Origin of the sequence: Solibacillus sp. FSL W7-1472 (genome assembly GCF_037969775.1) — a bacterium.
Lineage (GTDB): Bacteria > Bacillota > Bacilli > Bacillales_A > Planococcaceae > Solibacillus > Solibacillus silvestris.
The window spans coordinates 845,113-871,367 of the sequence record NZ_CP150208.1 but is presented as its reverse complement, the minus strand read 5'-3'; the positions used below and the strand labels follow the sequence as shown (position 1 = coordinate 871,367).

Here is a 26,255-nt window from a genome sequence, read left to right as displayed (position 1 = left end):
TGAAGTATCCTGGCGGCTATTATCAGGTCGTCACAAGCTTGCCCTATATTAATTAGACTTAATATTGTTAGCACCGCATATGACGCGCTGTAACAACTCATAAGAGTCTTTTGTAAAATTTTCTTTTTGCACTTCCAGCAGTTTTCTTATTAATATATCTAAATCAATTATGGCAAAACGATCTGTTTTACCCTCATGTTTCTTTTCATTTGAATCGCTTAATAATACAACTGCCGAGGATGCCCATTTACTTTGCAGTTTCTTTTTTTCACTTTGTTAATTTAACTTTCCAAACGTTCTTCCGGTTATATTTAACCATTTTTCACAATATAAAAACCTTGAGTAATAAACGCAGGGAAATTATTTTCTAGCCTCTATAAAGCTTTTTTCCTTGTGAGAACCTCACATTATTCATACCATCAAAAAACACTGCCCATTTGATAATGGGCAGTGCATTTTATAAAATTATTTAGTTACAATATGGATTGGGTTGCCTAGTAAAACTTCAGCAGCTTCCATTGTAATTTCACCTAAAGTTGGGTGAGCATGGATAGTTAATGCGATATCTTCTGCAGTCATGCCGCCTTCAATAGCAGTTGCCATTTCAGCGATCATATCAGAAGCGCCAACACCAACGATTTGAGCACCGACTAATAAGCCGTCTTCTTTACGTGCTACTAGTTTCACGAAGCCTTCTGTTTCGTTTAATGCTAATGCACGACCGTTTGCAGCGAATGGGAATTTAGCAGCTTTCACTTCTAAACCTTCCGCTTTTGCTTGCTCTTCAGAGTAGCCTACAGTTGCCATTTCTGGATCAGTGAAGCATACTGCTGGAATTGCTAAGTAGTCAACTACTGATGGTTCACCAGCGATTGCTTCTGCAGCAACTTTACCTTCATAAGAAGCTTTATGAGCAAGTTGTGGACCTGCAACGATATCACCGATTGCATAAATGTTCGATACTGAAGTACGACCTTGTTTGTCTACTTCCAATAATCCGCGTTCTGCGAATTTAATACCTACTTCTTCTAAGCCCATTTCATCCGTGTTCGGACGACGACCTACAGTTACTAATACGTAATCTGCTTCAACAGTTTTTTCTTCGCCACCTGCTTCATAAGTAACGATAACGCCGTTTTCGTTTTCTTCTACGCCTTTAGCAGATGCGTTTACTACAACTTCAACGCCCTTTTTCTTAAGACCTTTTTTAACGATTTGCGTCATTTGTTTTTCGAAGCCAGCTAAAATATCTTTACCGCCTTCGATAATTGTTACTTGAGAACCTAAGTTAGCATAAGCAGAACCAAGCTCCGTACCGATGTAACCGCCACCGATAACTACTAATTTACCTGGTACTTCAGGGAAAGATAACGCACCAGTTGAGCTTACTACACGCTTAGTAAATTTAAATGTTGGGATTTCGATTGGACGAGATCCTGTTGCTAAAATAGCATTTTTGAATGTATAAGTTTGAGCATTATCGCCGTCGATAACACGTACAGTGTTTGCATCCACGAAGTATGCTTCACCTTTTACGATATCTACTTTGTTTCCTTTTAATAAGCCTTCAACGCCGCCAACTAATTTTTTAACAACGCCGTCTTTAAATGCTTGTGCTTTAGACCAGTCTAATTTCACTTCAGATGCAGTAATACCCATATCATCTGAATGTTGGGCATTTTCAAAGCGGTGACCTACAGAAATTAAAGCTTTTGAAGGGATACAACCTACATTTAAACATACCCCACCTAATGCTCCACGTTCAACGATTGTTACTTTTTGACCTGTTTGTGCTGCACGAATTGCTGCTACATAGCCACCAGGGCCAGAACCTACTACAAGAGTATCTAGTTCGATTGGAAAATCTCCTACTACCATTTTTTTACGCCTCCATTAATAATAGTTGCGGCTCACTTAATAAACGTTTTAAATGATTTAAAGCGTTTTGTGCAGTCGCTCCATCGATCATTCGATGATCAAAGCTCAATGATAATGCTAACACATGTGCTGCTACAATTTCACCATTTTTTATTACTGGTTTCTCTGAAATACGACCAATTCCTAAGATCGCTACTTCAGGATGGTTAATTACCGGTGTGAACCATTGTCCACCAGCTGAACCGATATTTGAAATCGACATTGACGCACCCTTCATTTCATGCGGTGCTAGCTTACCATCACGTGCTTTTACAGCCAATTCATTAATTTCCTGTGATAAGCCGAATACAGACTTACGATCAGCATGCTTAAGAACAGGAACTAATAAACCTCTTTCTGTGTCAGCTGCAATACCAATATTATAGTAATGTTTTTGAATAATTTCTTGTGTTGCATCATCCAGTGAACGGTTAAATTCAGGATATTTACGCAAAGTCGAGATTAAAGCTTTCACAACGTACGGTAAAAACGTTAATTTAACACCTTGTTCTGCTGCAATATCTTTGAATTGCTTACGGTGTGCAACAAGTTCTGTTACGTCCACTTCATCCATTAACGTTACGTGCGGAGCCGTATGTTTTGAATGAACCATCGCTTTTGCAATTGCCTTGCGGATACCGCTCATTTTTTCGCGTGTTTCAGGGAATTCCCCTTCAAGTGCAACTGGTGCAGCTTGTTTTGTTGCTGCTTGTTTTTCTTCTGCTTGTGTCTCTTTCACTTCTTCTGTTTCAGAAGCAGACTGTTGACCTCCATTTAGGAAGCTTTCAATATCTTCTTTAAGCACACGGCCATTTTTGCCTGTGCCAGAAACTTGCTGAATCTCGACACCTTTTTCACGAGCATACTTACGTACAGAAGGCATTGCGATAATGCGTTTGCCTGAAGGTTCTGATTCAGATGGTGATGCAGCTTTTTCCGTTTCAGCTGGAGCTTCCGGCTGAGCAGTGTCTGCATTTTTATCCGATTTAGTTTCTTCTTTTTTCACATCTTGGCCAGCCTCAGCAGTAGACTGTACTTGTGCTTCTGTTTTATTTGATTCATTTGATTCGTGGTGATCATCACCTTTTAGTTTTAAATCTTCATAGCCTGGTGCATCAAAGCGGATTAAGGCATCCCCGACAATCGCCACCGTTCCTTCTTCTACGAAAATTTCTTCTACTGTACCATCAACTGGTGACGGAATTTCTACGACTGCTTTATCATTTTGAACTTCTGCTAAAATATCGTCTTCTTTTACTTGATCGCCAGGTTTAACGAACCATTTGACGATTTCACCTTCATGAATACCTTCTCCGATATCTGGTAAACGAAACGTAAATGCCATTTATCTCACCCTCAATTCTTAGAATGTTAAGACTTTCTTTGCAGTTTCCATTACATTTTTATACGTCGGTAACCATACACCTTCTGCTTGCGGGAATGAATAGATTGTATCTGGTGCAGCTACACGTAATACCGGCGCTTCCAATGATAGAATCGCACGTTCTGTAATTTCTGCGACAACATTTGCCGCAATACCTGCCTGCTTTTGAGCTTCCTGAACAACAATTGCGCGGCCTGTTTTTTCAACAGATGCAATAATCGTTTCGATATCTAACGGCTGAATTGTACGTAAATCGATGACTTCTACTGAGTAGCCTTCTTTCTCCAACTCTTCTGCCGCTTTTAGACTTTCGTGTACCATTAAGCCGTAAGCAATGATAGAAAGGTCTTTTCCTTCACGCTTCACATCTGCTTTACCCAATTCAATTGTATATGACTCCTCCGGAACTTCTTCACGGAATGAACGGTAAAGTTTTAAATGCTCTAAGAAAATAACCGGATTATCGTCACGAATAGAAGCTATTAGCAATCCTTTTGCATCATACGGTGTTGATGGAACAACTACTTTTAATCCAGGTGATTGAGCCATTAACCCTTCTAAAGAATCCGAGTGCATTTCCGGTGTATGAACACCACCGCCGAATGGGGAACGGATTGTTACTGGTGCATTATACGTACCGCCTGAACGATATTTCATACGTGCCATTTGCCCGCTGATTGAATCCATTACTTCGAATACGAAGCCGAAAAATTGAATTTCAGGTACTGGACGGTATCCAGTTAACGCTAAACCAATTGCTAAACCACCGATTCCTGATTCTGCAAGTGGCGTATCAAATACACGATCAACGCCGAATTCTTTTTGAAGACCTTCTGTTGCACGGAAAACCCCGCCGTTTACACCAACGTCTTCACCGAATACTAAAACGTTCTCGTCATTTTTTAATTCGCAACGTAATGCATCTGTAATTGCTTGAATCATTGTCATTTGTGCCATGGCTTATTTCGACTCCTTCTCTTTATAAATCGCATACTGTTCTTTTAAGTTCGCCGGCATTTCTCCAGCGTACATATTTTCCATTAATTCCGTAACTTTTTGTTTTGGTGCTTGATCTGCTTGTTTAATCGCATCTTTAATCTCTTCTTTAGCACGTTCGATTACTGCTTCTTCTTTTTGCTCATCCCATAGACCTTTTCCTTCAAGGAATGTTCGGAAGCGTACTAATGGATCTTTCGCAGCCCACTCATTGTCGATATCTGTAGTACGGTAACGTGTCGGGTCATCCCCTGCCATCGTATGAGGCCCATATCGGTAACACATTGTTTCGATTAAAGTCGGCCCTTCACCGCGAACTGCACGATCACGCGCATCCTTTGTTGCTGCATATACTGCTAATGGATCCATTCCATCTACCAATATACTTGGAATACCTGCTGCTATACCTTTTTGTGCAATTGTTTTAGCGGCCGTCTGTAATTCACGTGGTGTCGAAATTGCGTATTGGTTGTTTTGTACGATGAAAATCGCCGGAGATTTGAAAGCACCTGCAAAGTTAATACCTTCGTAGAAATCCCCTTGTGATGAACCACCATCACCTGTGTAAGTAATCGCAACTGTTTTTGAACCACGTTTTTGTAAACCAAGTGCTACACCGGCAGTTTGGATATATTGTGCACCAATAATAATTTGTGGTGCCAATACATTAACGCCTTCCGGTACTTGGTTACCGATGAAGTGGCCGCGGCTGAATAAAAATGCTTTCCATAATGGTAAACCGTGCATAACGATTTGTGGCACATCACGGTAACCAGGCAAAATCCAGTCTTCTTTTTCCAGCGCATAATGCGAAGCTAACTGAGAAGCTTCCTGACCCGCAGTCGGTGCATAGAAACCTAGGCGTCCTTGACGATTTAACGAAATCGAACGTTGATCTAAAATACGTACATATACCATACGTTCCATCAATTCAACTAATTGCTCGTCTGTTAAGTCCGGCATTGCCGCTTCGTTTACTATTTCACCCTGCTCGTTTAAAATTTGGAACATCTCAAACTTACTTTCAATATCCTGTAACGTTCCAGCTGGGTCCAATTGATTTTTCATTTTTTCTGCCATTGTTTACATCCCCTTTGAACTGTATTAAAAAAAATTCGTTTTTTACTAGTACAACGTTTCTATATCCCGAGTATAAAGAATAAAATTCTATCGGTCAATCATTGTTTATCATCTTAATTAAAGATTTTTCCTCACATTCGTCCAAACTAATACAGTTACATTACCTGTATCATACTTGAATCACCTCTGTACTATAATAGAAAAAACAGCTTATAAATATTGTTATTTAATTTATAACTCCTTATCATTTATTCATTCCCTTATAATGAATTGTTAAATCGGAATTTATGATAATTTTCTTTTCGAGAAGGTTTTTTCTTACTTCGATTCCGGAGAGTCGTGTATACTTACACATATAAGTTTGAACTGAAAGGAAGTTTCACATGATTTTAATGGAACATATTATCCGTGAAGGACACCCTACTTTACGCACCCGCGCGGAGGAAGTAACTTTTCCGTTATCAGCAGAAGATCGAAAGCTCGCAGATGATATGCTGCAATATTTAATTAATAGCCAAAATCCTGAAATTGCTGAAAAATATAATTTACGCGGCGGCATCGGCTTAGCTGCAAACCAGGTAAACAGTTTAAAACGCATGTTTGCACTGCATTTGGAAGATGAAAATGGTGAACTGATCAGCTTTGTGGCAGTTAACCCTAAAATTGTAAGCCATTCCGTTGAACAGACTTATATAACAAGTGGTGAGGGCTGCTTATCTGTAGACCGCGCCATTCCCGGTTATGTCTATCGCTATGCACGTATCACTGTGAAATTTATGACAGTGGACGGAGAAGAAAAGAAAATGCGTTTATCTGGTCTTCCTGCAATCGCATTCCAGCACGAATTAGATCATTTAAACGGAGTTATGTTTTACGATCGTATCGATGAAAAAGACCCGTTTGTCCAATTGGAAAACAGTATTCCATTCGGAAGAGACTGACTTCTGCAGATCCCGTTTACGTTAGTAGCGAAAATGGGGTCTTTTTTTGACCTGTTACTATAGAAGAAAGTAGCCACAGCTTTTAAAAGTTCTAATAAAATTGCAACTGTTCTAATATCCTTTTAACCTGTCTATTAAAATTAAAATTTTCTAATATACTTGCCAATTGTTCTAAAACGGCTGCTACATATTTTAAAATCCTTTCTCTATTTTCTAATGTCTGCTTCCGATTTTCCAATAAGCATTCACATTGTTCTAATAAAATCACGTCCATCTTTCAAAACAAAAAAACGCTGCGAAAAAATCTTCTCACAACGCTTTTTCCAACCTGCTTATATCAATTTCAACTTCTTCATTGCGTCAGCTAAACCGTCATTATCCACATGTCCTGTAATCATTGAAGCTACTTCCTTCGCTCGCTCATGCCCATTATCCATTGCAACACTATAGCCAAACTCTGAAAGCATCTCAATATCATTTAATCCATCGCCAAATGTAATAACATTCTCTACCGGCACATCAATATGTTCCAGCAATTTTCGAATGCCGTTTGCCTTTGAACCACCGTCTGGCAGCACATCGCATGAGAAAGGATGCCAACGGATAAATTGGACTTGAGGGAATTGCTGTTCATAAATCGGCTGCTCTTTTTCTTCTATAAATACAAGCGTTTGATACACCGGTGTATGCAAATAGTATTGCGGATCAATTTGCGGATATGGATATTGAAGTGTTGCTAAACTGCTTTCCACACTTTCATAATCGCTTTCACTAGCGATCATTTCCTTTTCATTCAGGAAAACTAACGGATGATTTCGCTGTGCACCAAATTCCAGGATTTCCGTTAAAGTTTCATTGTCGATTTGATCTGTATAAACGACTTCACCTTTATAAACGACATATTGCCCGTTAAATGTCACATATGTATCGATTTGCAGTTCTTCCATTATATCTTTTATCATAAATGGTGCTCGTCCAGTTGCAATCGCAATTTCGTGACCATTTTCTCGTGCTTTAAATATAGCATCCTTTGCTGAAGCAGGTAATTTTTTATCTGAATTGTATAGTGTGCCGTCTACATCAAAAAATAATATTTTCTTCAATTTATAACACTCCTTTTATTTTATAGCCCTTTACAAAAATCTGAATATTTAGTATAATGAGTGTGAGGAGTGATGACCTATGTTAAAGCGTCTCAAAAAGAAATGGCGGAAACGATTAAATGGCATCCTCGGAAAAAAATTAATTGCCTAACACTTCATTTACAATGGCACGCCCGATTATAGGACGTGCCATTTTTTTTGATTCGTGAACACGTTGATGTTGACGAAATTTGAATGGCTTTTCTTTATTTTAAAGGAGTCCCGTGATAATATAAAGGAAATGCATTTTTCTACAAGTTAGAAGTGCAGTAATAATGTTCGTACTTAAAGGAGAGTAACTATGATTTACAAAGTCTATTATCAAGAAAACATTTCTGAGATTCCAGTTCGCGAAAACACAAAAACACTTTATTTAGAGGCGTCATCTGAACGTGAAGTACGTCACTATTTAAAAGACCGTAACTACAATATTGAACTTGTTCAACTTCTAGAAGGCAACTATTTAGAATATGAACAAAATAGCCCGAATTTCCGTCTGGAGAACGCTTAACAGTTATGAAATTCGTTAAGAATGATCAAGCGGCTGTATTCGCACTCGGCGGACTGGGCGAAATCGGCAAAAACACATATGCAGTACAATTCCAAGATGAAATCATACTAATAGATGCAGGTATTAAGTTCCCTGAAGACGATTTGCTTGGCATTGACTATGTAATTCCAGACTATACGTATTTAGTTCGAAACGTAGACAAAATCAAAGGCTTATTTATAACACATGGTCACGAAGATCATATCGGTGGTATTCCTTATTTATTACGTCAAGTTAACATTCCTGTATATGGAGGGAAACTTGCACTAGGTCTACTTCGCAACAAATTAGAAGAGCATGGCTTATTACGTACAACAAAACTGATTGAATTTAAAGAGAATGATGTCATTAAATTCCGTAAAACAGCTGTTAGCTTCTTCCGTACAACACATAGTATTCCAGATGCATATGGTATTGTCATCAAGACACCACCGGGTAATATTGTGCATACTGGTGACTTTAAGTTTGACTTTACTCCAGTAGGCGAGCCTGCTAACTTGACGAAAATGGCGGAAATCGGCCGCGATGGCGTTCTTTGTTTACTATCGGATAGTACAAACGCCGAAAAACCTGATTTCACAATGTCCGAGCGTACAGTTGGGAAAAGCATTGACGAAATCTTCCGTAAAGTTGATGGACGTATTATATTTGCAACATTCGCTTCCAATATCCACCGTTTACAACAGGCAACAGATGCAGCTGTAAAATATGGCCGTAAAGTTGCTGTGTTTGGTCGATCAATGGATAATGCGATTACAATCGGCCGTGAATTAGGCTATATTACAGCTCCTAAAGAAACATTTGTCGATATTCAAAGCTTAAACCGCTTACCTGCAAATGAAGTGATGATTTTATGTACTGGTTCTCAAGGTGAACCAATGGCTGCTTTATCACGTATTGCTAACGGTACACACCGTCAAATTCAAATCCAGCCTGGTGATACGGTTGTCTTCTCATCTTCTCCGGTTCCTGGTAACACGATGAGCGTAAACAAAATTATCAACTTATTATTCCGTGCTGGTGCAGAAGTTATCCATGGCGCATTAAATAATATCCATACTTCAGGTCACGGTTCTCAACAAGAACAAAAGCTTATGCTTCGTTTAATGAAACCGAAATTCTTTATGCCGATTCACGGTGAATACCGCATGTTGAAAATTCATACTGAATTAGCTGAAGCTTGTGAAGTTCCATTGGAAAACTCATTCGTTATGGAAAATGGAGATGTTCTTGCGTTAAGTGCAAATGAAGCACATGTTGCAGGGCGCATTCCTTCAGGCGACGTGTATATCGATGGAAACGGAATCGGGGATATCGGCAATATCGTATTACGCGACCGTCGAATTCTTTCCGAAGAAGGTTTAGTCATCGTTGTCGTAAGTGTCGATATGGCTAAAAACAAAATTGTTTCTGGTCCGGATATTATTTCTCGCGGATTTGTGTATATGCGTGAATCGGGCATGATGATTAATGAAGCACAAAAAATGCTGAATCATCATTTAAACAGCACGATTCAGGAAAAAGATACACAATGGAATGATTTGAAAAATGAGATTACCGATGTATTAGGCCCATATTTATACGAAAAAACGAAACGTCGTCCAATGATTTTACCGATCATTATGGAAGTATAAATCGGCACTAGTCCTCAATATAAAGAATCCATCATTTTGCCTTCGCAAGATGATGGATTTTTTTTTTATGTTTACATTTAATTTCTTTAACAACGGTCTAACTTACTTCTGAATGACCTTCTTTACAAACCGGTTAATATCGACATCTGCGCCGATAATGAGCAGGACATCCCCTACTTGAATGCGTTCTGTTGCATTTGGAGAAATCATAATTTCCTCTCCGCGCGTAATGCCGACGATATTCAAGCCGTATTTTGCACGTACATCGAGTTCAATGAGCGACTGGCCGGCAATACTTTCGTTTGCCTTAACTTCCATGATGGAATGTTCACCCGAAATCTCCAAGTAGTCAAGAACACTATTTGACATCATGTTATTGGCGATCCGGATTCCCATATCACGTTCAGGATGCACAACAAAGTCCGCACCGATTTTCAGCAATACTTTTTCATGATAGTCGTTTTGCGCCTTCACTGTAATTTGCGGAACGCCGAGCTCTTTTAAAATAAGCGTCGTTAAAATACTAGACTGGATATCTTCTCCAATGGCTACAATGACATGTTCGAAATTCCATAAACCGAGTGATTTGATCGTTTCCTCTTCTGTCGTATCTGCTACTACAGCCTGTGTGGCAATCCGGGCATATTCATCGACACGTTCACTATCTGTATCAATGGCCATTACATTGGCTCCCTGTTTAACGAGTTCACGTACAATACTTCCTCCAAAACGACCAAGACCTATTACTACGAATTCTTTTTTCATACTATTCTCCTCCGAACATCCAGTTGCCACTAGTTTAACGCATACATTCAGTTGTTGTCATCAAATTATGCGTTCTATTTTCTGTTGCAATAATTTCAATGCAAAATAACCCGCCTTAAAAAAGCGCAATTGCTGCTGCTGATCAAATATATAGAATGCAGGTACAAATTTGTTTCCAAACCTGTCGCTTATTTTTAGTTCATTATCCAGATAAACAGGGTATATTATATCCAGTTGCCTTATTTTTTCTTTTACAAGGGTTTCCGAATAGTCCTCTTTCTCTCTGGGCATATGGATTGCGTGAACAGTTAACCGATCCCCAAATATACGTTCCAGTTCCTTCAAGTTCTTTATAGACTGGGCACATTCCGAACAGCTCATTGACCAAAAATACACCAATGTTGCTTTAGCACTTTCCTCGTAAGTATTTTTCCGATTTAATATTCTTGTCGCGCCACTTAACGATGGCATTAATGTGCGAATCCTCAATTATACTCACCTCGTTGTAACATATGTATTGACGGTTTTATCGGTACCACAAAAATTATCCCTTACGTATTTCCATACATATTTGGCTTAGACCCTTGAAAATACAGCGATATTATGTATAATTATTAATGCTTTCGTAAACTTAAAGTAATGTAAAAGTAAACTTCCTTACTCAAGGTTTATCAACAGTAAACTATTTGAGAACTAAAATAAAGGGTGTGACTATATGCAAATTGGTTCAAAAATTAAAGCCTTGCGCATAAAAAAGGGGTTAACCCAGGAAGAGCTCGGAGAACGTACCGATTTATCGAAGGGCTATATTTCTCAACTTGAGCGAGACTTAAATTCCCCTTCCATTGAAACATTGTTTAACTTACTGGAAGTTCTCGGGTGTACACCGCGAGACTTTTTTGATGATACGCAAGAAAATGAAAAAATTGTTTTCACAAAAGATGATCAAACATGCTTCATTGATCAGGATAAAAAATATGAAATTGAATGGCTTATTCCTACTTCTAACGAGAAAGAAATGGAGCCTGTTTTCATTACATTGCAAAAAGATGCAGAATTTAAAGCATTTGAGCCGTCACTGGCAGAGACCTTCATCTATGTGCAAAATGGACGGATTCGAGTCGTTTTGGGCAATGATGAATACATAGCAAGTGAAGGTGATGCCGTATATTACGAAGCATCTTCCAACCATCAAATTTTCAATGCGCACAGTGGCATAACAAAATTGCTCCTTGTCGCGACACAATCATATTTATAAATTAGGAGGATGCAAAATGGATAACACAATTATTCGCTTTGAAAATGTCACAAAATCATATGATGACGGAACAGTGGTATTAAAAAATATTAACTTTGAATTGGAACGAGGCAAGTTCTACACATTACTCGGACCATCAGGGTGCGGAAAGACGACAATTTTACGTATTATCGCTGGGTTTACCGAAGCTTCTACGGGGGATGTTTTCTTCAACGGGAAACGAATTAATGATGTACCTGCAAATGAACGCCAAGTAAACACAGTATTTCAGGATTATGCGCTCTTCCCTCACTTGAATGTTTTTGAAAATGTAGCATTCGGCTTACGTATTAAAAAAGTGAAAGAAGCAGAAGTGAAGGAACGTGTGCAGGAAGCACTGAAGTTTGTTAACTTGGCAGGCTACGGCAGCCGCGAAATTTCAGAAATGTCTGGTGGTCAGCGTCAGCGTGTTGCGATTGCCCGTGCGATTGTAAATGATCCGGATGTAATTTTACTCGATGAGCCTTTATCTGCACTTGATTTAAAATTACGTACAGAAATGCAGTATGAGCTTCGCGAACTCCAGCAGCGTCTTGGCAAAACATTTATATTTGTTACGCATGACCAGGAAGAAGCGCTTGCGATGAGTGATGAAATATTTGTTCTTTCTCAAGGTGAAATTAAACAATCCGGTACACCTGTTGATATTTATGATGAGCCAATCAACCGTTTTGTTGCGGACTTTATCGGTGAATCCAATATTGTGGACGGCATCATGATTGAAGATTACCGTGTTAAATTTGCCGGAAAAGAGTTTGAATGTGTCGATGCAGGGATGAAGCCGAATGAAAAAATCGATATTGTCATTCGTCCTGAAGACTTGGAAATAACAACACCTGAAAACGGCAAGCTGATCGTAACAGTAGATACACAGTTGTTCCGTGGCGTGCACTACGAATTATCGACATATGATAAAGACGGCAATGAATGGCTTGTCCATTCATTGAAAAAAGCGGAAGTTGGAGCGGAAATTGGGCTGGACTTTGATCCGGAAGCAATTCACGTAATGCGTTTAAACGAAACGGAAGAAGATTTTGATAAACGTCTGGAAGCGTATGGGGATGAAGAACATGAATAAAACAGCTAAAGGACCGTTAATCCCCTACGTATTTTGGATAATTTTATTCGTTATCGCACCAATTGCGTTAATCGTCTATTATTCTGTTCTTGATTTGAACGGGAACTTTACATTGGCCAACTATGCGAAGTTCTTTACACCGGTTTATTTGAAAATGACATTGAGCAGTTTCTGGTATGCGTTTTTAATAACATTATTCACATTATTATTTGCCTACCCTACTGCCTACTTACTGACAAAAACGAAGCATAAACAGCTATGGCTTATGCTGATTATTATCCCTTCTTGGATTAACCTGCTGTTAAAAACATACGCATTTATCGGCATTTTCGGTTTATACGGTCCGATCAATGCACTGATCGAAGTGTTTGGTTTTGATCCAAAGCAAATTTTATTTACAGACTTTAGTTTCGTATTTGTATCGGTCTATATTTTCATTCCGTTTATGATTATTCCGATTTTCAATTCATTGGACAAAATGAATCCTTCACTTATTTATGCTTCACGTGATTTAGGGGCAAATGCATGGACAACTTTCCGCCGTGTCATTTTCCCGCTGACAATCGACGGCGTAAAATCAGGTATTCAAGTAACGTTCATTCCGGCACTGTCACTGTTTATGATTACACGTTTAATCGCCGGAAACCAGGTCATTACTTTAGGGACGGCGATCGAGCAACAATTCCTCGTTTCCCAAAACTGGGGTATGGGTTCGACAATTGCCGTGTTCTTAATTTTATTCATGGTGCTCACAATGCTGTTCACGAAACAAAAATCTAAAGGAGGACGTGTCTGATGAAAAAGTTGTCCGCTATGTCGAAAGTATATTTACTTTTCGTATTCGCGATCCTTTACGCACCCATATTTTATTTAATTTTCTACTCCTTTAATAGTGGCGGCAGCATGAATAATTTCGAATCATTCACACTTGAGCACTATGCGGCTGTATTTGATGATTCACGATTAATTATTATTTTGCTGAATACAGTACTCGTTGCCCTTTTATCAGGTTTAATTGCAACGATTATCGGAACGCTCGGAGCAGTCGGTATTGTATCATTAAAAGACAAAAAGATGCGCAATACATTGCTTTCGTTAAATAATGTTTTGATTGTTTCACCTGACGTTGTCATCGGTGCAAGCTTCTTAATTTTATTTACGATGATCGGTGTAAAACTAGGATTCGCTTCTGTACTTGTATCGCATATTGCGTTCAGTGTACCAATCGTTGTACTCATGGTTTTACCTAAATTGCTTGAAATGAACACTTCCCTAATTGATGCTGCACGAGACTTAGGTGCAACGAAACGCGATGTCTTAACACGTGTTATTTTACCGTATATTTCACCAGGGATTTTTGCCGGATTCTTTATGGCGTTGACTTATTCTCTAGATGATTTCGCGGTTACATTTTTCGTAACAGGAAATGGCTTCAGTACATTATCTGTAGAAATTTACTCAATGGCCCGTGCCGGCATTTCGTTAACAATCAATGCCATTTCCGGGTTAGTATTTGCTGTAACGGTATTAATAGTAATCGGTTACTACTTTATTAACAAACGTTCAAAATCAGTAGCAACGGGGGGACAACGATGAGAGAATTAGTACAAGCAACGGCTGCCATTGTCATTGTATGTGCCCTACTGTTTTTTACAGTTGACCGTATGCAATCAGCTGGTTCTGCAGGAAGTAAAGATACTTTAACGGTTTATAACTGGGGGGAATATATCGACCCGGAATTAATCGATAAGTTTGAAGAAGAAACAGGAATTAAAGTAACATATGAAACATTTGATTCAAATGAAGCGATGTTGACGAAAGTACAGCAAGGCGGTTCTGCCTATGATATTGCGGTCCCTTCTGAATATACAATCGAATCGATGAAGGAAGATGACCTGCTCATTCCGATTGATCACGGTTTAGTGCCCAATTTGAAAAATATTAATGCAGACTTTATGGATCTGCCGTTCGATCCGGGCAATGAATACTCCATTCCTTATTTCTGGGGAACAGTTGGAGTTGTCTATAATCCGAATTTAATCGAAGACCATTTAACATTCGAAACTTGGGAAGACTTATGGGATCCTTCATTAAAACGAAAAGTATTTCTAGTTGATGGTTCACGTGAAGTAATTGGGATGGGACTGAACTCAATCGGCGAATCGCTTAATGTGAAAGATGAAGATTTATTGCGTGAAGCGACAGATCACTTAATTGAGCTTTCACCAAATATTAAAGCGATTATCGGCGATGAGATTACTCCGCTTATGATAAACAATGAAGCATCTGTAGCATTAACATTCTCCGGTCAGGCCGCAGATATGATGTGGGAAAATGAAGAATTGGAGTTTGCCGTACCGCAAGAAGGCTCCAACTTATGGTTTGATAATATGGTCATTCCAAAAACTTCACAAAATATAGAAGGTGCCCATAAATTTATCAACTTTATGCTTGATCCTGAAAATGCTGCGCAAAACGCGGACTATGTCGGCTATTCAACACCGAATGAAGCAGCATGGGAACTCATGGACGAGGAAGTTATTAACGACGAACGTTTCTATCCGTCACATGACCAACGTGAAACATTGGAAGTTTATGAAAACCTTGGCCTTGAATGGTTAGGTAAATATAACGAATACTTCCTTGAATTTAAGATGAGTTTGAGATAGAACAAAAGCGTGACCAAAATTTTTGGTCATGCTTTTTTATAGCTTATGTATGATTCGCTTATCGATTTGATTGCTTCGTTCATCCCACATTGTATGAATTTCAAATGTCCCTGGCTCAAAGAATAAATCGAAGCGCACTTGAATGTCTTCCTGCATCGGGTAATTCCTGGCTTCGCTTATTTTTACCCACTCCAGCTCCCCTTCATTGCAGGAGCCTAAAACTTCGCCCGTAAAATGATCTGTCCAATAGTTATAAATAATAAAATGATCGTGCAGTTCCGGATTTGTATAATGGGAGATTCCTTTAAATACTAAAGACTGTACATCCAGTCCTGTCTCTTCTTTTACTTCCCGGATTGCCCCTTCAGCAAAGCCTTCAGGAAAGTCCACTTTACCACCTGGTGGAATATAGCCTTTGAAATGATCATGCTGGCGGTTGAGCAATAACACACGATCCTCTTTTTGTATCATTACAACAGTCCAAAATTTATAATTCATCTATACCTCCCCTTTCACATGCCGCTAATTCCAGACATGATATATGGTATTACTGATTTAATATAGGTTTCCGGTTCAACTTTTTCACCGCTTCTTTTCCACTCCACAGAAGCTCCGTATATCCCCCAGCTCAACATGAGTGCTGTAAGCTTTAATGCTTGCATATCTTCATTGGCACGCTGTTTAAGGAGCATTTGATAAAAAATAATTTCAAGCTGTTCCCTGATAATTCGAGCAATCGTATCTTCATACCCCCGATGGCAGCGAGTAGATAGTGACATTTGGAAATCTGTAATAGCCTTGAAAATGCTGCATACCACTTCTTCATTTAGTTCACTGCTTTTGTACGTCTCACAGTCTAAATTAACTAATAATACTTCCGATAATGATTTATCCAAAAGATCGTAAATATCTTCAAAATGATAATAGAAAGTGGCACGGTTAATCATCGCCTCAGCTGTAATATCCTTCACCGTTATATCCTTAAATTCCTTCTGACTTGAAAGTTCTATAAAAGCATCCATTATTAGTTTACGTGTACGACGTATTCTAGGATCTACTTTTACTTCCTTCATTATTATCCCTCCTATTTTTTATACAGATTTTCGAATGTGTTGAATATACAACATATCGCCCGAACTATCGGTACTCAATATATTTTACATATTTTACAATTCAATTATAGAACAAAGATATCACTTAAGGGAGGAATTGACATTGAAAAATAATAATATGGTTTGTGATTTAGTAACTGGGGTTTGTGGTGTGGCTGAGGAAAATGAATTGGAACTAATTGATTTTAACAAACAGGAAAAATCAGTGGACCTATATTATGTAACAGATCCTATTTGTTCGCATTGCTGGGCAATTGAACCTGTAATCGGACGTTTTGTAAAACAGTATGGAAAGCATTTCAACTTCCATACAGTAATGGGGGGCTTGCTGGAAAAATGGCATGATGGACCTATTGATCCTGCAAACGGAATATATAAGCCAGCTGACGTTGCAGGGCATTGGCGTGAAGTAGGGCAGTATTCAAGAATGCCGATTGATGGATCTTTAATGGTAGACAATCCTGTTCAATCATCCTATCCGCCATCTCATGTTTTTAAAATACTTCAGAAAAATTATAACGAGAAAATCGCATCTGAATATTTGCGTCGTGCAAGAGAAGCACTTTTTGTATTTAACGAGAATATTTCTGAAAGGTCCGTTTTAGTGGAGCTTGTCAATCAGGTTGGCCTTGATGGCGAAATAATTGTAAGTGAAGCAGAGCAACCGATCGGACAACAGTTATTAAATGAAGATTTTGATCTTGTTAAAACACTCGGTGTTAGAGGATTCCCAACGATCATCATAGTGAATAAGGAAAATAAAGGAGTCAAAATTGTTGGTGGTCAGCCATTACAGGCGTATATTGACGGATTAAAACAAGTTATTATTACAGAAGAACTTCGACCAGCAGAACAGCCATCCTTACCAGCGTTTCTAGAAACAGAAAAACTGATATTTTCTAAAGAAATTGAAGTGATGTACGATTTAGATAAATCGGATGTTCATTCTTTTATTGAACAGCAGCTTTCCGCAGATCAATACGAGTTAAAAGAAATTCTTGGCGAAACTTATTTAGTTGCAGCGAATAAATAAATTAATTCGGAATAATGAACCCCCTGCATAAATGAATTATGTGCAGGGGGTTTACTCGTAATCACAAAATGGGAATTATATTCGGTATAATAAATGCAATTTCAAAAATTTTAGAGTATGATATTCATTATAAATATATATTTCTATTATCGAATTATCTAAAAGGAAGGCTGGCATTATATGACAGAAAAATCCAATAAGTTAGCGCTTTATTTATTAATGTTTAATATGTTCATTACAATGGGCGGTATCGGGATTATTGTTCCTGTTATGCCTTCCTATTTACAAGTATTTGGTGTCGGTGGGCAGGTGCTGGGCTTCTTAGTTGCAGGCTTCGCACTCGCACAGTTCTTATTTTCTCCGATTGCAGGAGACTTATCGGACCGTCACGGACGAAAAATGTTTATTATTTGTGGGCTAATTGTCTATGGTTCTGCACAAATATTATTCGGTCTCGCTTCGGAAGTATGGATATTGTTTTTAGCGAGATTTTTAAGCGGAACAGGTGCGGCATTTATTATGGCTCCGATAATGGCATTTGTAGCTGATATTACGACATATGAAGAACGTGGAAAAGGGATGGGCATGATCGGTGCTGCGATGTCTTTAGGCTTTATGGTCGGTCCGGGTATCGGCGGATTTCTAGCTGAAGTCAACCTGACGTTTCCTTTCTATTTAGCGGGGGTTGTAGCATATATTGCAGCCATTTTATCTGCCATTTACTTACCTAATATAAAAAATGTTCGTGAGGTTATCGCACCAAGGGAAAAATTAGCAAGGCAATTGGCCAAGTCCGTGAAGACATCTTATTTTGTCTTTTTAATCATCGTCTTTACATTCAGTTTTGGTATTTCCAATTTCCAAGCAACTTTAACACTTTATTTAGACCATAAATTCGGTTATTCTCCATCAGAAATCGCCATAATTTTAACAGTCGGAGGGTTTGCGGGTGTAGTGCTGCAAATGTTTGTCGTGAACAAATTGTTTAAACGCTTCGGGGAAATGAAGGTTATTTTAGTCAACTTATTGTTGGCGGCCGCAATGATGCTGCTCGTTATTTACATTAGTGGTTTCTTCATCATTTTAGTTGTCGCTACACTGTTCTCGATTGCCACAACATTTATACGTCCTGCAGTAAATACACTCATTTCTAAGCTTGCTGGTAATGAACAAGGCTTTGCTGCCGGTATGAACAATGCTTATATGAGTCTTGGCAATATGTTCGGTCCAGCACTTGCCGGTGTACTATTTGACTGGAATCCTGATTCGCCATACATTTTAGGTACTTGTGTACTTGTCGGCTGTTTCATGCTTGCCTATTCATGGACAGTCAAAAAAGCACCCCATTTAATGAAAGCTGCTTCTTAAAAATCAAAAAGGGCTATCCAAAATTAAATTGGATAGCCCTTTTCATATGTTAAACAAGTTGGCGGATAAATTGTTCGACGAAGCGGCAATTAAGAGGAATGAGCGACTCATCCGGTGCCATTTTTGCATGGTGGAGGCCGTAGTTGGAATTGGCTCCTGTCCAGAACATAGCGCCTGGCAAGTCCTTAATGAAATAGCCAAAGTCTTCCCCTGTCATTGCAGCAGGACATTCATAAGCGGTTGTCCCGTCAAACTGTTCAGCAAACTCCAGCAGCGCATTGGCACAATTTGCATTATTATTTACTTCATAATACATCGAGCCGTAATCGATAGCGGTAGTGCATTCAAATGCGGCTTCAATGCCCTTGCAAATTGCTTCAATACGTCGTTTTACCTCTGCCATCGCCTGTGCATTCAACGTCCGAATGGTTCCTTCAAGACGCGCATTTTCCGCGATGACATTTTGAACCGTACCGGAAGTCATTTTCCCGATTGTAATGACTGCACTATCCAATGGATCAACATTCCGGCTAATAATTGTTTGCAGCTGCATAACTAAATTGGCTGCTGCAATAGTCATATCTCTCGTTTTATGTGGATAGGCTGCATGTCCGCCAATCCCTTTCAAGTCAATAAACAGCTCGGAAGTATTGGCGAACAGCAGTCCTGGTCGCGTTGCGATCGTACCTACCGGATATTCCGGGGCAATATGCAATGCATAAATCTCATCTGCAACAAGATGCGGCTGTTCTTCTTTTAGCCATTCCAGCATCGGCTCTGCTCCACCCGGACCTTCTTCGGCTGGCTGAAAGTAGACAACGACATTGTGAACAGGCGGCTGTTTTGAAAACGTCTCGACAAGGCCAAGCGCAATGGCCATATGACAATCATGACCACATGCATGCATAAATCCGTCAACTTCCGATTCAAACGGGAGTCCCGTCTCTTCTTGTACAGGAAGCGCATCTATATCTGTACGCCAACCGATCAGCTTTGATGGATTCGTGCCTTTTATCAATACAACAATACCTGTTTTCCAAGTCGTTCTTTGCAAATGCTGCTGATCTAAATTTGATATGAATTGGAGTAAATAGCTTTGTGTTTTAAATTCATTAAAGCCTACTTCAGGAATTTTATGTAGGTCTCGTCTTACTTCAATAAGATGCCTCATGTCGTTCCCGCCTTTTTATAGATTACGCAGTGAATCGATAATTTCTGTTTTCGACTTTGTTTTTTCATCCAATACTTTAATTTGACGAGCTGGTACGCCTGCAACGACTGTATATGGCTCAACATCTTTAATAACGATTGCTCCGGCCGCTACTACCGCGCCTTTACCGATGCGAACACCTTCCAACACAACAGCATTTGCACCGATGACAACATCATCTTCCACAACAACCGGCAACGCACTCGGTGGCTCAACTACACCCGCTAGAACCGTCCCCGCACCAATATGGCAATTTTCTCCTACTGTTGCACGACCACCTAATACCGCGCCCATATCAATCATTGATTTTGCACCAATTTCAGCACCAATATTAATAATGGCACCCATCATAATGACTGCATTGTCACCGATTGTAACTTGATCACGGATAATCGCACCTGGTTCGATTCGCGCATTTACTTTTTTTGTATCCAAAAGCGGTACACCTGAATGACGGCGATCACTTTCTACTACATAGTCTTCAATAAGATCTGCATATTTTTTCAACGATGCTTCAATTTCCGACCATTCGCCAAACACTACCGCATTATTACCTTCACCAAACACTTTGCTTTCGGTACCAAATGATAAATCCGCAACACCAATTCCCTTTACATAAACTTTTACTGGTGTAACCTTTTTCGCTTCTGAAATAAAATCAATAATTTGCTGTGCATTTAATTTTTCCATATGACACCTCGCTGCGTGTTAGATTTTTTAACATGAATAATTGTACTAAATTTTCAGTAATATTAAAACTATTTTTTAGTTCGTTTCGTTCGAATAATCATACAGACAGCGTGCATGATCCTGTACTAAATCGACAAAAGCTTCCACTTGGCGTAATTCGAATGTTGATTCATATCCAATCAGCCATGTATCCCGTGTTAGTCCATCGTCATTTCCATTATTCGCCAATGGTATTTTATGAACATTTTCCTCACCGTTCAGTGTGATGGATGGTAAAATCGCATATCCGATACCATTTACCGCCATCTGCTTGCATGTCTCAATTTGATCCACAATAATTTGGTGTCTTGGATTGTAGTTGAAATGACGTTGCCACCATTGCTGAATTTCCTGATAATAATTTGAATCACTTTTAAATTGGATAAATGGGCGGTCTGATGTCAATATATCTTCCATATCCTGAATTTCTTTATCAACTAAATACATCGTATCGCGGAACAAATGAATTTTCTTCCCCTTCCATTCTGCCTGCCCGCGGACGATGCCAATATGCGCTTCCCCATCATACAGGGCTTTAATGATTTCCGAGCTCCATCCAGTGATTAATGAAATTTTCGTATCCGGATATTTTGTTACATAGTCTTTTAATACTTTCGGAAGCCAATTTTGACCGACAATCGATGCACAGGCAATTTTTAATGTGCCATGCACTTTTGTATTTAACGAATGAATCGTTTCAAAAATTTCTTCACGCTTCACAAGCAAATCGTTCGAATACTGAATGACCAGTTCACCCGCGGGAGTTGGTGTTAATCCTTTCTGGGAACGAATAAACAATTGTACGCCCCACTCTTTTTCGATTGATTGAAGTCGCTGTGACAGTGCCGGCTGCGTTAAAAAAAGGCGCTCTGCCGCTTTTCGCATATTTCCTTCCTCTGCCAACACTTTAATAATTTCTGCTTCTGTTATTGTCACTGACAATCCTCCCTTTCCGACCGAACGGTTAAAAAAACGACAAAATCCCTTTAGGACTTTGTCGACTTTTATTTTAAGCGTTGTGTTGGTAAATATATTTCTTTAATTGTTTTAAAATAATTCTTCGCGTCATAATACCGACAAAAGTGCCTTCTTCATCGACTACACATAAAAAGGCATGGTTAATTACTAGATCGAGTGCACGTTGGAATGTATCCGTAATTTTTAAATATACAACTTCCTGATTCATGACCTCATCCACACGAATGTCTGCTAATCTATCATATTCAATTCGCTCTAAGCCTAAAATAGACTCTGTTATCATTTTGGTACTTAACAAACCTTTTAAACGATACTTTACATCAAGTACAGGAATAGAAGAATACCCCGTTTTTGTTAAAACTAATAATGCATGTTCAGCGTTATTTCCACTTTGTACATGGGCTACCTTCTCAGATGAAATAATAAAATCTTTTATAGGCATATCTAGTAAAGCTCTGTTGTTCGTTGAAATCATGACATTCTACTCCTTTATCCCGCTAATAACGGGCAGCACCATACTAAAAAAGCCGAAACTTACTGCCGTTATTCTTTGCTCTGTCATTCGACAAAACAGTTTCTCTAATCTCTATAATACCATATGGAGCATTTTTCTGACTATGAAAGGCGCCTATGATTGCAAAAGAAAAAGCATAATAGGACGAGAAAATTCGTCCCATTATGCATTAATTTCAGTAACCCCTTGCCCAATAATAAAAAATAATGATACCCGTAAATGTTCCAAAAACTGCATACGATAAAATGATCGGATTAAGAAGGAAAGGATGCTCCTGAATTTCTTCAGGCACTTCCGAATCACGTTCCTGACCGCTGTCCTCTATATTATGTCCAACACGTACAGTTAGATAATAACCTATAAAACATAGTAGGATGACAACAAAAATTGTTGGATAAAGCCAAATTCCGATTGCAATCGCCTCCTTTAAACAGTTAGCGATAGTATGCAGCAATAATTTGGAATTTATTCTTTTTTGATATCATTTGACAAAGTTAGAACGGATGCTGATTTAGCCATTGTCCGCCATCTAAAGTAATACATTCCCCGTTTAAATAGCCTGCCTTATCCGATAGCATAAATGCAGCAAGATCAGCTATTTCCTCAGGTGTGCCAAGACGCTTTAACGGAACAGAATCCAATGTGCGTTTCGCTTGTTCTTCGGATTCCCATAGTTTATCTGCTCCGCCTGTTCGCTCAATCGGCCCTGGTGCAACGGCATTTACGCGAATGCCATATTGACTGCCCCATTCAACCGCAAGCGAACGTGTCAACGAGAGCACGCCGGCTTTTGCTGCAGCTGAATGAATGACACCTGCTCCTGCGCCCCAAGCATATGTAGCCACCATATTGATAATCGAACCTTTTATACCGTTTTCAATCCAATAGCGACCAATTGCAGAAGTACAATAAAATGTTCCATTCAACACAATATCAATAACGGCCTTCCATCCATTCGGCGACAATTTTTCTGCATGCACTAAAAAGTTCCCTGCCGCATTGTTCACTAAGCCATCTACTTGACCAAATTTTTCAGCTGCATATGCAACCATTGCCTGAGCATGTTCCGGTTCTCGAACATCCATTTGAAATGTTTCGATTGAAGACCCAAATTCCTCGATTTCCTTTTTTGCATTGGTCAAACGCTCTAAGTCACGCCCGGTAATGACAACATTCGCTCCTTCTTTCACGAATTGCTTTGCCATACCAAGCCCCATCCCGCTAGAGCCACCTGTAATAATAATCGTTTTGCCTTGTAACATTCCATACATCCCCTTTGCATATAAAATGAACAGCCATTCATAAATAGAGTTTACTATAACAGGAGGGAAATAAATACTAAAATATAAAATATTTCTCACTTACACGGAATTTTAAATGATTTTATAGTGTTTTTTCTCCTTCGAAGGGAATGGAGTGAGCGATGAATTCTGATTTTCTAATATATCATTTAATCGTCTAATATAAATTTATTTGTTCTAATAAAATTATGATGTTCTAATATATCTTCAACATGTTTTAATTTGTATGCGCTTTGTTCTAATATCACCTTCAGATCTTCTAAAATCATAGTTCTTTATTCTAATATCCTACACAATTGTTCTTAAAATCCCACCGTCCCTAGCCCGCTCTATGCAAAATTAAAAAGCTATGAACATTTCGTCCATAGCTTTAATTTTTCTACTATTCTTCAATAATCGGACCGAGTGATTCAGCTAAAAAGATTTCCTGACTGTTGATTCGGAGATCACTTTGATGGCCTTCTTTATAGTGGTATTTTCCATTGGAATCCTGAATGCGCACTTTTTGATTATCTTTAATTTGGAGCAGCATAATACGCTTGATGCGGTATTTTATTTCCGGTGAATAGATGGGAAACAGTATCTCCACACGTTTAATCATATTCCTGGTCATCATATCTGCAGAAGATAAGTATAGATTATCCTCCCCGTTATGATGGAACCAGAAAATCCGGGAATGCTCCAGGAAACGGCCAACAATGCTCAAAACAGTTATATTTTCTGAAATCCCCGGGATGCCTGGACGCAGACAGCAAATACCACGAATAATCAGCTCGATTTTCACCCCTGCAATCGACGCATCATATAGTTTCATCATTAATTCCTTGTCGGTTAAAGAATTCATTTTTGCCCGGATAAACCCGTTTCCATATTTTTTATGTAACGCAATTTCCTTATCGATTAACTCTAAGAATTCATCCCGAATATCAAAAGGCGCGACTACAATATGATGAAATTCAGGTTTTTCAGTATAACCGCTTAAATAATTAAAGAAATTTGTCGCATCAATTCCAAATTCCTTATGCGATGTAATAATCCCCATATCCGTATAAATCTTTGCCGTTGCATCATTGTAATTGCCCGTCCCTAAATGAACAAAGCGTTCAATTTTCCCATTGCGTCGGCGAACAACAAGTGTAATTTTCGAATGGGTTTTTAAATTATTCATCCCATAAATGACGAGGCAACCTGCTTGTTCAAGCTGTTTCGCCCAATGCACATTATTTTCCTCATCAAAGCGTGCTTTTAACTCTACTAAAACCGTCACCTGTTTACCATTCTCCGCCGCCTGCTTTAAAGCTTGAATAATCGGCGAATTTCCGCTCACCCTGTATAGTGTTTGCTTAATGGCCAAAACGCTCGGATCTTCCGCTGCTTCTGCAATAAAATCAACAATCGGGCCAAATGATTCATAAGGATGATGGAAAAATATATCTTGGGTTAACGCTTTTTCAAAAATATTTTCGTCCGACTGTAAATCATGAGGCGGCTGCGGAATAAAACTTTCATATTCCAAATGTTCCCGCCCTGCGGAAATCTCTTTGACAAAGCCGAACATTGCCGTTAAGTCGAGCGGGCCATCAATTTTGAAAACATCGGACTCTCCCAGTTCAAATTCATTTAGTAAATAATCCAGCACGTCGTCATTCATCTCACCGTCTCGCACTTCCAAACGTGAACCGACGCCCCATTTGCGCTTTTTCAGCTCCTTTTCAATTTCCACTAACAGGTCTTGGGCACCTTCCTCATGAATGGTCAAATCTGCATTTCTCGTTAACCGGAAAGCTTGTGTCGATTTCACTTTATAACCTAAAAATAAACGGTCGATATTACTTGAAATGACATCTTCCAATAATACAAACAACGTTTCCTTACTTTTTGATGGTATTTTAATAAAACGATTCAATACAGAAGGCACTTGAACAATTGCGACCTTATCCATAGTATTTTCTAAATCCTCATTGCTGTTTTCCAGCATGACAAATAAATTGAGCGTACGGCCTAATAATGTAGGAAACGGACGGTAGGCATCGACCGCAACAGGTGTAAGGACAGGGAAAATTGTTTCTTCAAAGAATTCATTAATATAACTTTTTTCTTGCTCATTCAGCATTTTCAAATCAAGTATATGCACGCTTTCTTTCGGTAAAAGTTCATACACTAAATGGCGATATACTTCTGTTTGGCGTCTTACCAATGCTTGCGTACGTTCAGCAATTTTAGCAAGCTGCTCTTTCGGTGTTAAACCCGATTTATTTTCGGGTTTATGATAGCCAGCACGAATTTGGTCTTGCAAACCCGCAACCCGGACCATAAAAAATTCATCCAAATTGGAACTGAATATTGCCAAAAATTTCATCCGTTCCAACAACGGGTTATTTGTATCTTCCGCTTCTTCCAATACCCGTTCATTAAAAGCGAGCCAGCTCAGTTCACGGTTATTGTAGTACTGGGGCTTTGCGATTTCCTCAAGCAGCTCGTTGCTGTAACTTGTACTATTTTCGAATTCCTCATGTTCCGGATCAAAAAACGGATCCTTTTCCATATTCATTGTCAT

General features: G+C 39.0%; 26 protein-coding genes. 10 read left to right on the top strand and 16 right to left on the bottom strand.

Translation table 11 applies throughout. The annotated features are described in order from the left end of the window. Positions 1–465: 465 nt before the first annotated feature. The 4 genes from lpdA to pdhA are packed head-to-tail and all read right to left on the bottom strand — an operon-like array spanning position 466 to position 5,377. Positions 466–1,878 carry a dihydrolipoyl dehydrogenase gene (gene lpdA / locus MKY07_RS04140; protein WP_008403464.1) on the bottom strand — a complete coding sequence of 471 codons (1,413 nt, stop codon included), beginning with the start codon at positions 1,876–1,878 and terminating at the stop codon, positions 466–468. A 4-nt stretch (positions 1,879–1,882) separates the two neighbouring features. After that, positions 1,883–3,262: a dihydrolipoamide acetyltransferase family protein gene (locus MKY07_RS04135; RefSeq protein ID WP_339263920.1), complete on the bottom strand. Its 1,380-nt coding sequence runs from the start codon at positions 3,260–3,262 to the stop codon at positions 1,883–1,885. Positions 3,263–3,280: 18 nt separating this feature from the next. After that, positions 3,281–4,258, bottom strand: a complete 978-nt coding sequence (locus MKY07_RS04130; protein WP_008403467.1) for an alpha-ketoacid dehydrogenase subunit beta — start codon at positions 4,256–4,258, stop codon at positions 3,281–3,283. 3 nt (positions 4,259–4,261) lie between these two features. Further along, positions 4,262–5,377, bottom strand: coding sequence for a pyruvate dehydrogenase (acetyl-transferring) E1 component subunit alpha (pdhA, locus tag MKY07_RS04125; RefSeq protein WP_008403469.1), 1,116 nt, complete (start codon positions 5,375–5,377; stop codon positions 4,262–4,264). Positions 5,378–5,760: 383 nt separating this feature from the next. On the opposite strand from pdhA, the gene def reads away from it, so the two are divergent. Continuing rightward, positions 5,761–6,318, top strand: coding sequence for a peptide deformylase (gene def, locus MKY07_RS04120; RefSeq protein ID WP_008403471.1), 558 nt, complete (start codon positions 5,761–5,763; stop codon positions 6,316–6,318). 332 nt (positions 6,319–6,650) lie between these two features. On the opposite strand, the gene MKY07_RS04115 is transcribed toward def, so the two are convergent. Continuing rightward, positions 6,651–7,421 carry a Cof-type HAD-IIB family hydrolase gene (locus MKY07_RS04115; RefSeq protein ID WP_014824568.1) on the bottom strand — a complete coding sequence of 257 codons (771 nt, stop codon included), beginning with the start codon at positions 7,419–7,421 and terminating at the stop codon, positions 6,651–6,653. Between the two features lie 340 nt (positions 7,422–7,761). Here MKY07_RS04115 and MKY07_RS04110 point away from each other — a divergent pair, with 340 nt between their 5' ends. Further along, positions 7,762–7,971: a DNA-directed RNA polymerase subunit epsilon gene (locus MKY07_RS04110; protein ID WP_008403475.1), complete on the top strand. Its 210-nt coding sequence runs from the start codon at positions 7,762–7,764 to the stop codon at positions 7,969–7,971. Between the two features lie 5 nt (positions 7,972–7,976). After that, on the top strand, positions 7,977–9,644 hold the full coding sequence (gene rnjA / locus MKY07_RS04105) for a ribonuclease J1 (protein ID WP_008403476.1): 1,668 nt from the start codon (positions 7,977–7,979) through the stop codon (positions 9,642–9,644). A gap of 102 nt (positions 9,645–9,746) precedes the next feature. On the opposite strand, the gene MKY07_RS04100 is transcribed toward rnjA, so the two are convergent. Together MKY07_RS04100 and MKY07_RS04095 are read right to left on the bottom strand one after the other, a co-directional pair. Further along, positions 9,747–10,409: a TrkA family potassium uptake protein gene (locus MKY07_RS04100; protein WP_008403478.1), complete on the bottom strand. Its 663-nt coding sequence runs from the start codon at positions 10,407–10,409 to the stop codon at positions 9,747–9,749. A 60-nt stretch (positions 10,410–10,469) separates the two neighbouring features. Continuing rightward, positions 10,470–10,898: a thioredoxin-like domain-containing protein gene (locus tag MKY07_RS04095; protein ID WP_339263919.1), complete on the bottom strand. Its 429-nt coding sequence runs from the start codon at positions 10,896–10,898 to the stop codon at positions 10,470–10,472. A 226-nt stretch (positions 10,899–11,124) separates the two neighbouring features. Between MKY07_RS04095 and MKY07_RS04090 the strand changes: the two genes are divergently transcribed. The 5 genes from MKY07_RS04090 to MKY07_RS04070 are packed head-to-tail and all read left to right on the top strand — an operon-like array spanning position 11,125 to position 15,453. Further along, a complete protein-coding gene (locus MKY07_RS04090; protein ID WP_008403480.1) occupies positions 11,125–11,667 on the top strand; it encodes an XRE family transcriptional regulator in 543 nt (180 codons plus the stop codon). 16 nt (positions 11,668–11,683) lie between these two features. Continuing rightward, positions 11,684–12,784 (top strand): ABC transporter ATP-binding protein, encoded by a 1,101-nt coding sequence (locus MKY07_RS04085; protein WP_014824569.1) that lies wholly within the window; start codon positions 11,684–11,686, stop codon positions 12,782–12,784. Further along, positions 12,768–13,580: an ABC transporter permease gene (locus MKY07_RS04080; protein WP_140405545.1), complete on the top strand. Its 813-nt coding sequence runs from the start codon at positions 12,768–12,770 to the stop codon at positions 13,578–13,580. The genes MKY07_RS04085 and MKY07_RS04080 overlap by 17 nt, the downstream gene beginning before the upstream one ends. Continuing rightward, on the top strand, positions 13,580–14,380 hold the full coding sequence (locus MKY07_RS04075; RefSeq protein ID WP_014824571.1) for an ABC transporter permease: 801 nt from the start codon (positions 13,580–13,582) through the stop codon (positions 14,378–14,380). The genes MKY07_RS04080 and MKY07_RS04075 overlap by 1 nt, the downstream gene beginning before the upstream one ends. After that, on the top strand, positions 14,377–15,453 hold the full coding sequence (locus MKY07_RS04070; protein ID WP_014824572.1) for an ABC transporter substrate-binding protein: 1,077 nt from the start codon (positions 14,377–14,379) through the stop codon (positions 15,451–15,453). The genes MKY07_RS04075 and MKY07_RS04070 overlap by 4 nt, the downstream gene beginning before the upstream one ends. A 36-nt stretch (positions 15,454–15,489) precedes the next feature. Here the strand turns inward: MKY07_RS04070 and MKY07_RS04065 are convergent, their stop codons facing one another. Together MKY07_RS04065 and MKY07_RS04060 are read right to left on the bottom strand one after the other, a co-directional pair. Continuing rightward, a complete protein-coding gene (locus tag MKY07_RS04065) occupies positions 15,490–15,951 on the bottom strand; it encodes an 8-oxo-dGTP diphosphatase (RefSeq protein ID WP_339263917.1) in 462 nt (153 codons plus the stop codon). Between the two features lie 14 nt (positions 15,952–15,965). Further along, on the bottom strand, positions 15,966–16,526 hold the full coding sequence (locus MKY07_RS04060) for a TetR/AcrR family transcriptional regulator (RefSeq protein WP_065216489.1): 561 nt from the start codon (positions 16,524–16,526) through the stop codon (positions 15,966–15,968). Between the two features lie 142 nt (positions 16,527–16,668). Between MKY07_RS04060 and MKY07_RS04055 the strand changes: the two genes are divergently transcribed. Further along, positions 16,669–17,598, top strand: coding sequence for a DsbA family protein (locus MKY07_RS04055; RefSeq protein ID WP_008403493.1), 930 nt, complete (start codon positions 16,669–16,671; stop codon positions 17,596–17,598). A gap of 180 nt (positions 17,599–17,778) precedes the next feature. After that, entirely contained in the window at positions 17,779–18,966 is a 1,188-nt protein-coding gene (locus tag MKY07_RS04050) for an MFS transporter (RefSeq protein ID WP_008403494.1), read from the top strand. Positions 18,967–19,015: 49 nt separating this feature from the next. On the opposite strand, the gene MKY07_RS04045 is transcribed toward MKY07_RS04050, so the two are convergent. From MKY07_RS04045 to MKY07_RS04015, 7 genes are all read right to left on the bottom strand, one after another. After that, positions 19,016–20,137, bottom strand: a complete 1,122-nt coding sequence (locus tag MKY07_RS04045) for an N-acetyldiaminopimelate deacetylase (RefSeq protein WP_339263916.1) — start codon at positions 20,135–20,137, stop codon at positions 19,016–19,018. Positions 20,138–20,152: 15 nt separating this feature from the next. After that, the gene (gene dapD / locus MKY07_RS04040; RefSeq protein ID WP_008403496.1) at positions 20,153–20,866 is read right to left on the bottom strand and encodes a 2,3,4,5-tetrahydropyridine-2,6-dicarboxylate N-acetyltransferase; all 714 of its coding nucleotides are present in this window, start codon (positions 20,864–20,866) and stop codon (positions 20,153–20,155) included. A gap of 75 nt (positions 20,867–20,941) precedes the next feature. Beyond that, positions 20,942–21,841, bottom strand: a complete 900-nt coding sequence (locus tag MKY07_RS04035) for a LysR family transcriptional regulator (protein WP_008403497.1) — start codon at positions 21,839–21,841, stop codon at positions 20,942–20,944. A gap of 73 nt (positions 21,842–21,914) precedes the next feature. Continuing rightward, positions 21,915–22,358 (bottom strand): cyclic-di-AMP-binding protein CbpB, encoded by a 444-nt coding sequence (gene cbpB, locus MKY07_RS04030; RefSeq protein ID WP_008403498.1) that lies wholly within the window; start codon positions 22,356–22,358, stop codon positions 21,915–21,917. Positions 22,359–22,572: 214 nt separating this feature from the next. Next, complete coding sequence (locus MKY07_RS04025; protein ID WP_008403499.1) at positions 22,573–22,851, bottom strand: hypothetical protein; 279 nt, start codon at positions 22,849–22,851, stop codon at positions 22,573–22,575. Positions 22,852–22,891: 40 nt separating this feature from the next. Then, positions 22,892–23,659 carry a 2,4-dienoyl-CoA reductase gene (gene fadH / locus MKY07_RS04020; protein WP_339263915.1) on the bottom strand — a complete coding sequence of 256 codons (768 nt, stop codon included), beginning with the start codon at positions 23,657–23,659 and terminating at the stop codon, positions 22,892–22,894. A gap of 421 nt (positions 23,660–24,080) precedes the next feature. Further along, entirely contained in the window at positions 24,081–26,255 is a 2,175-nt protein-coding gene (locus tag MKY07_RS04015; RefSeq protein WP_339263914.1) for an RNA degradosome polyphosphate kinase, read from the bottom strand.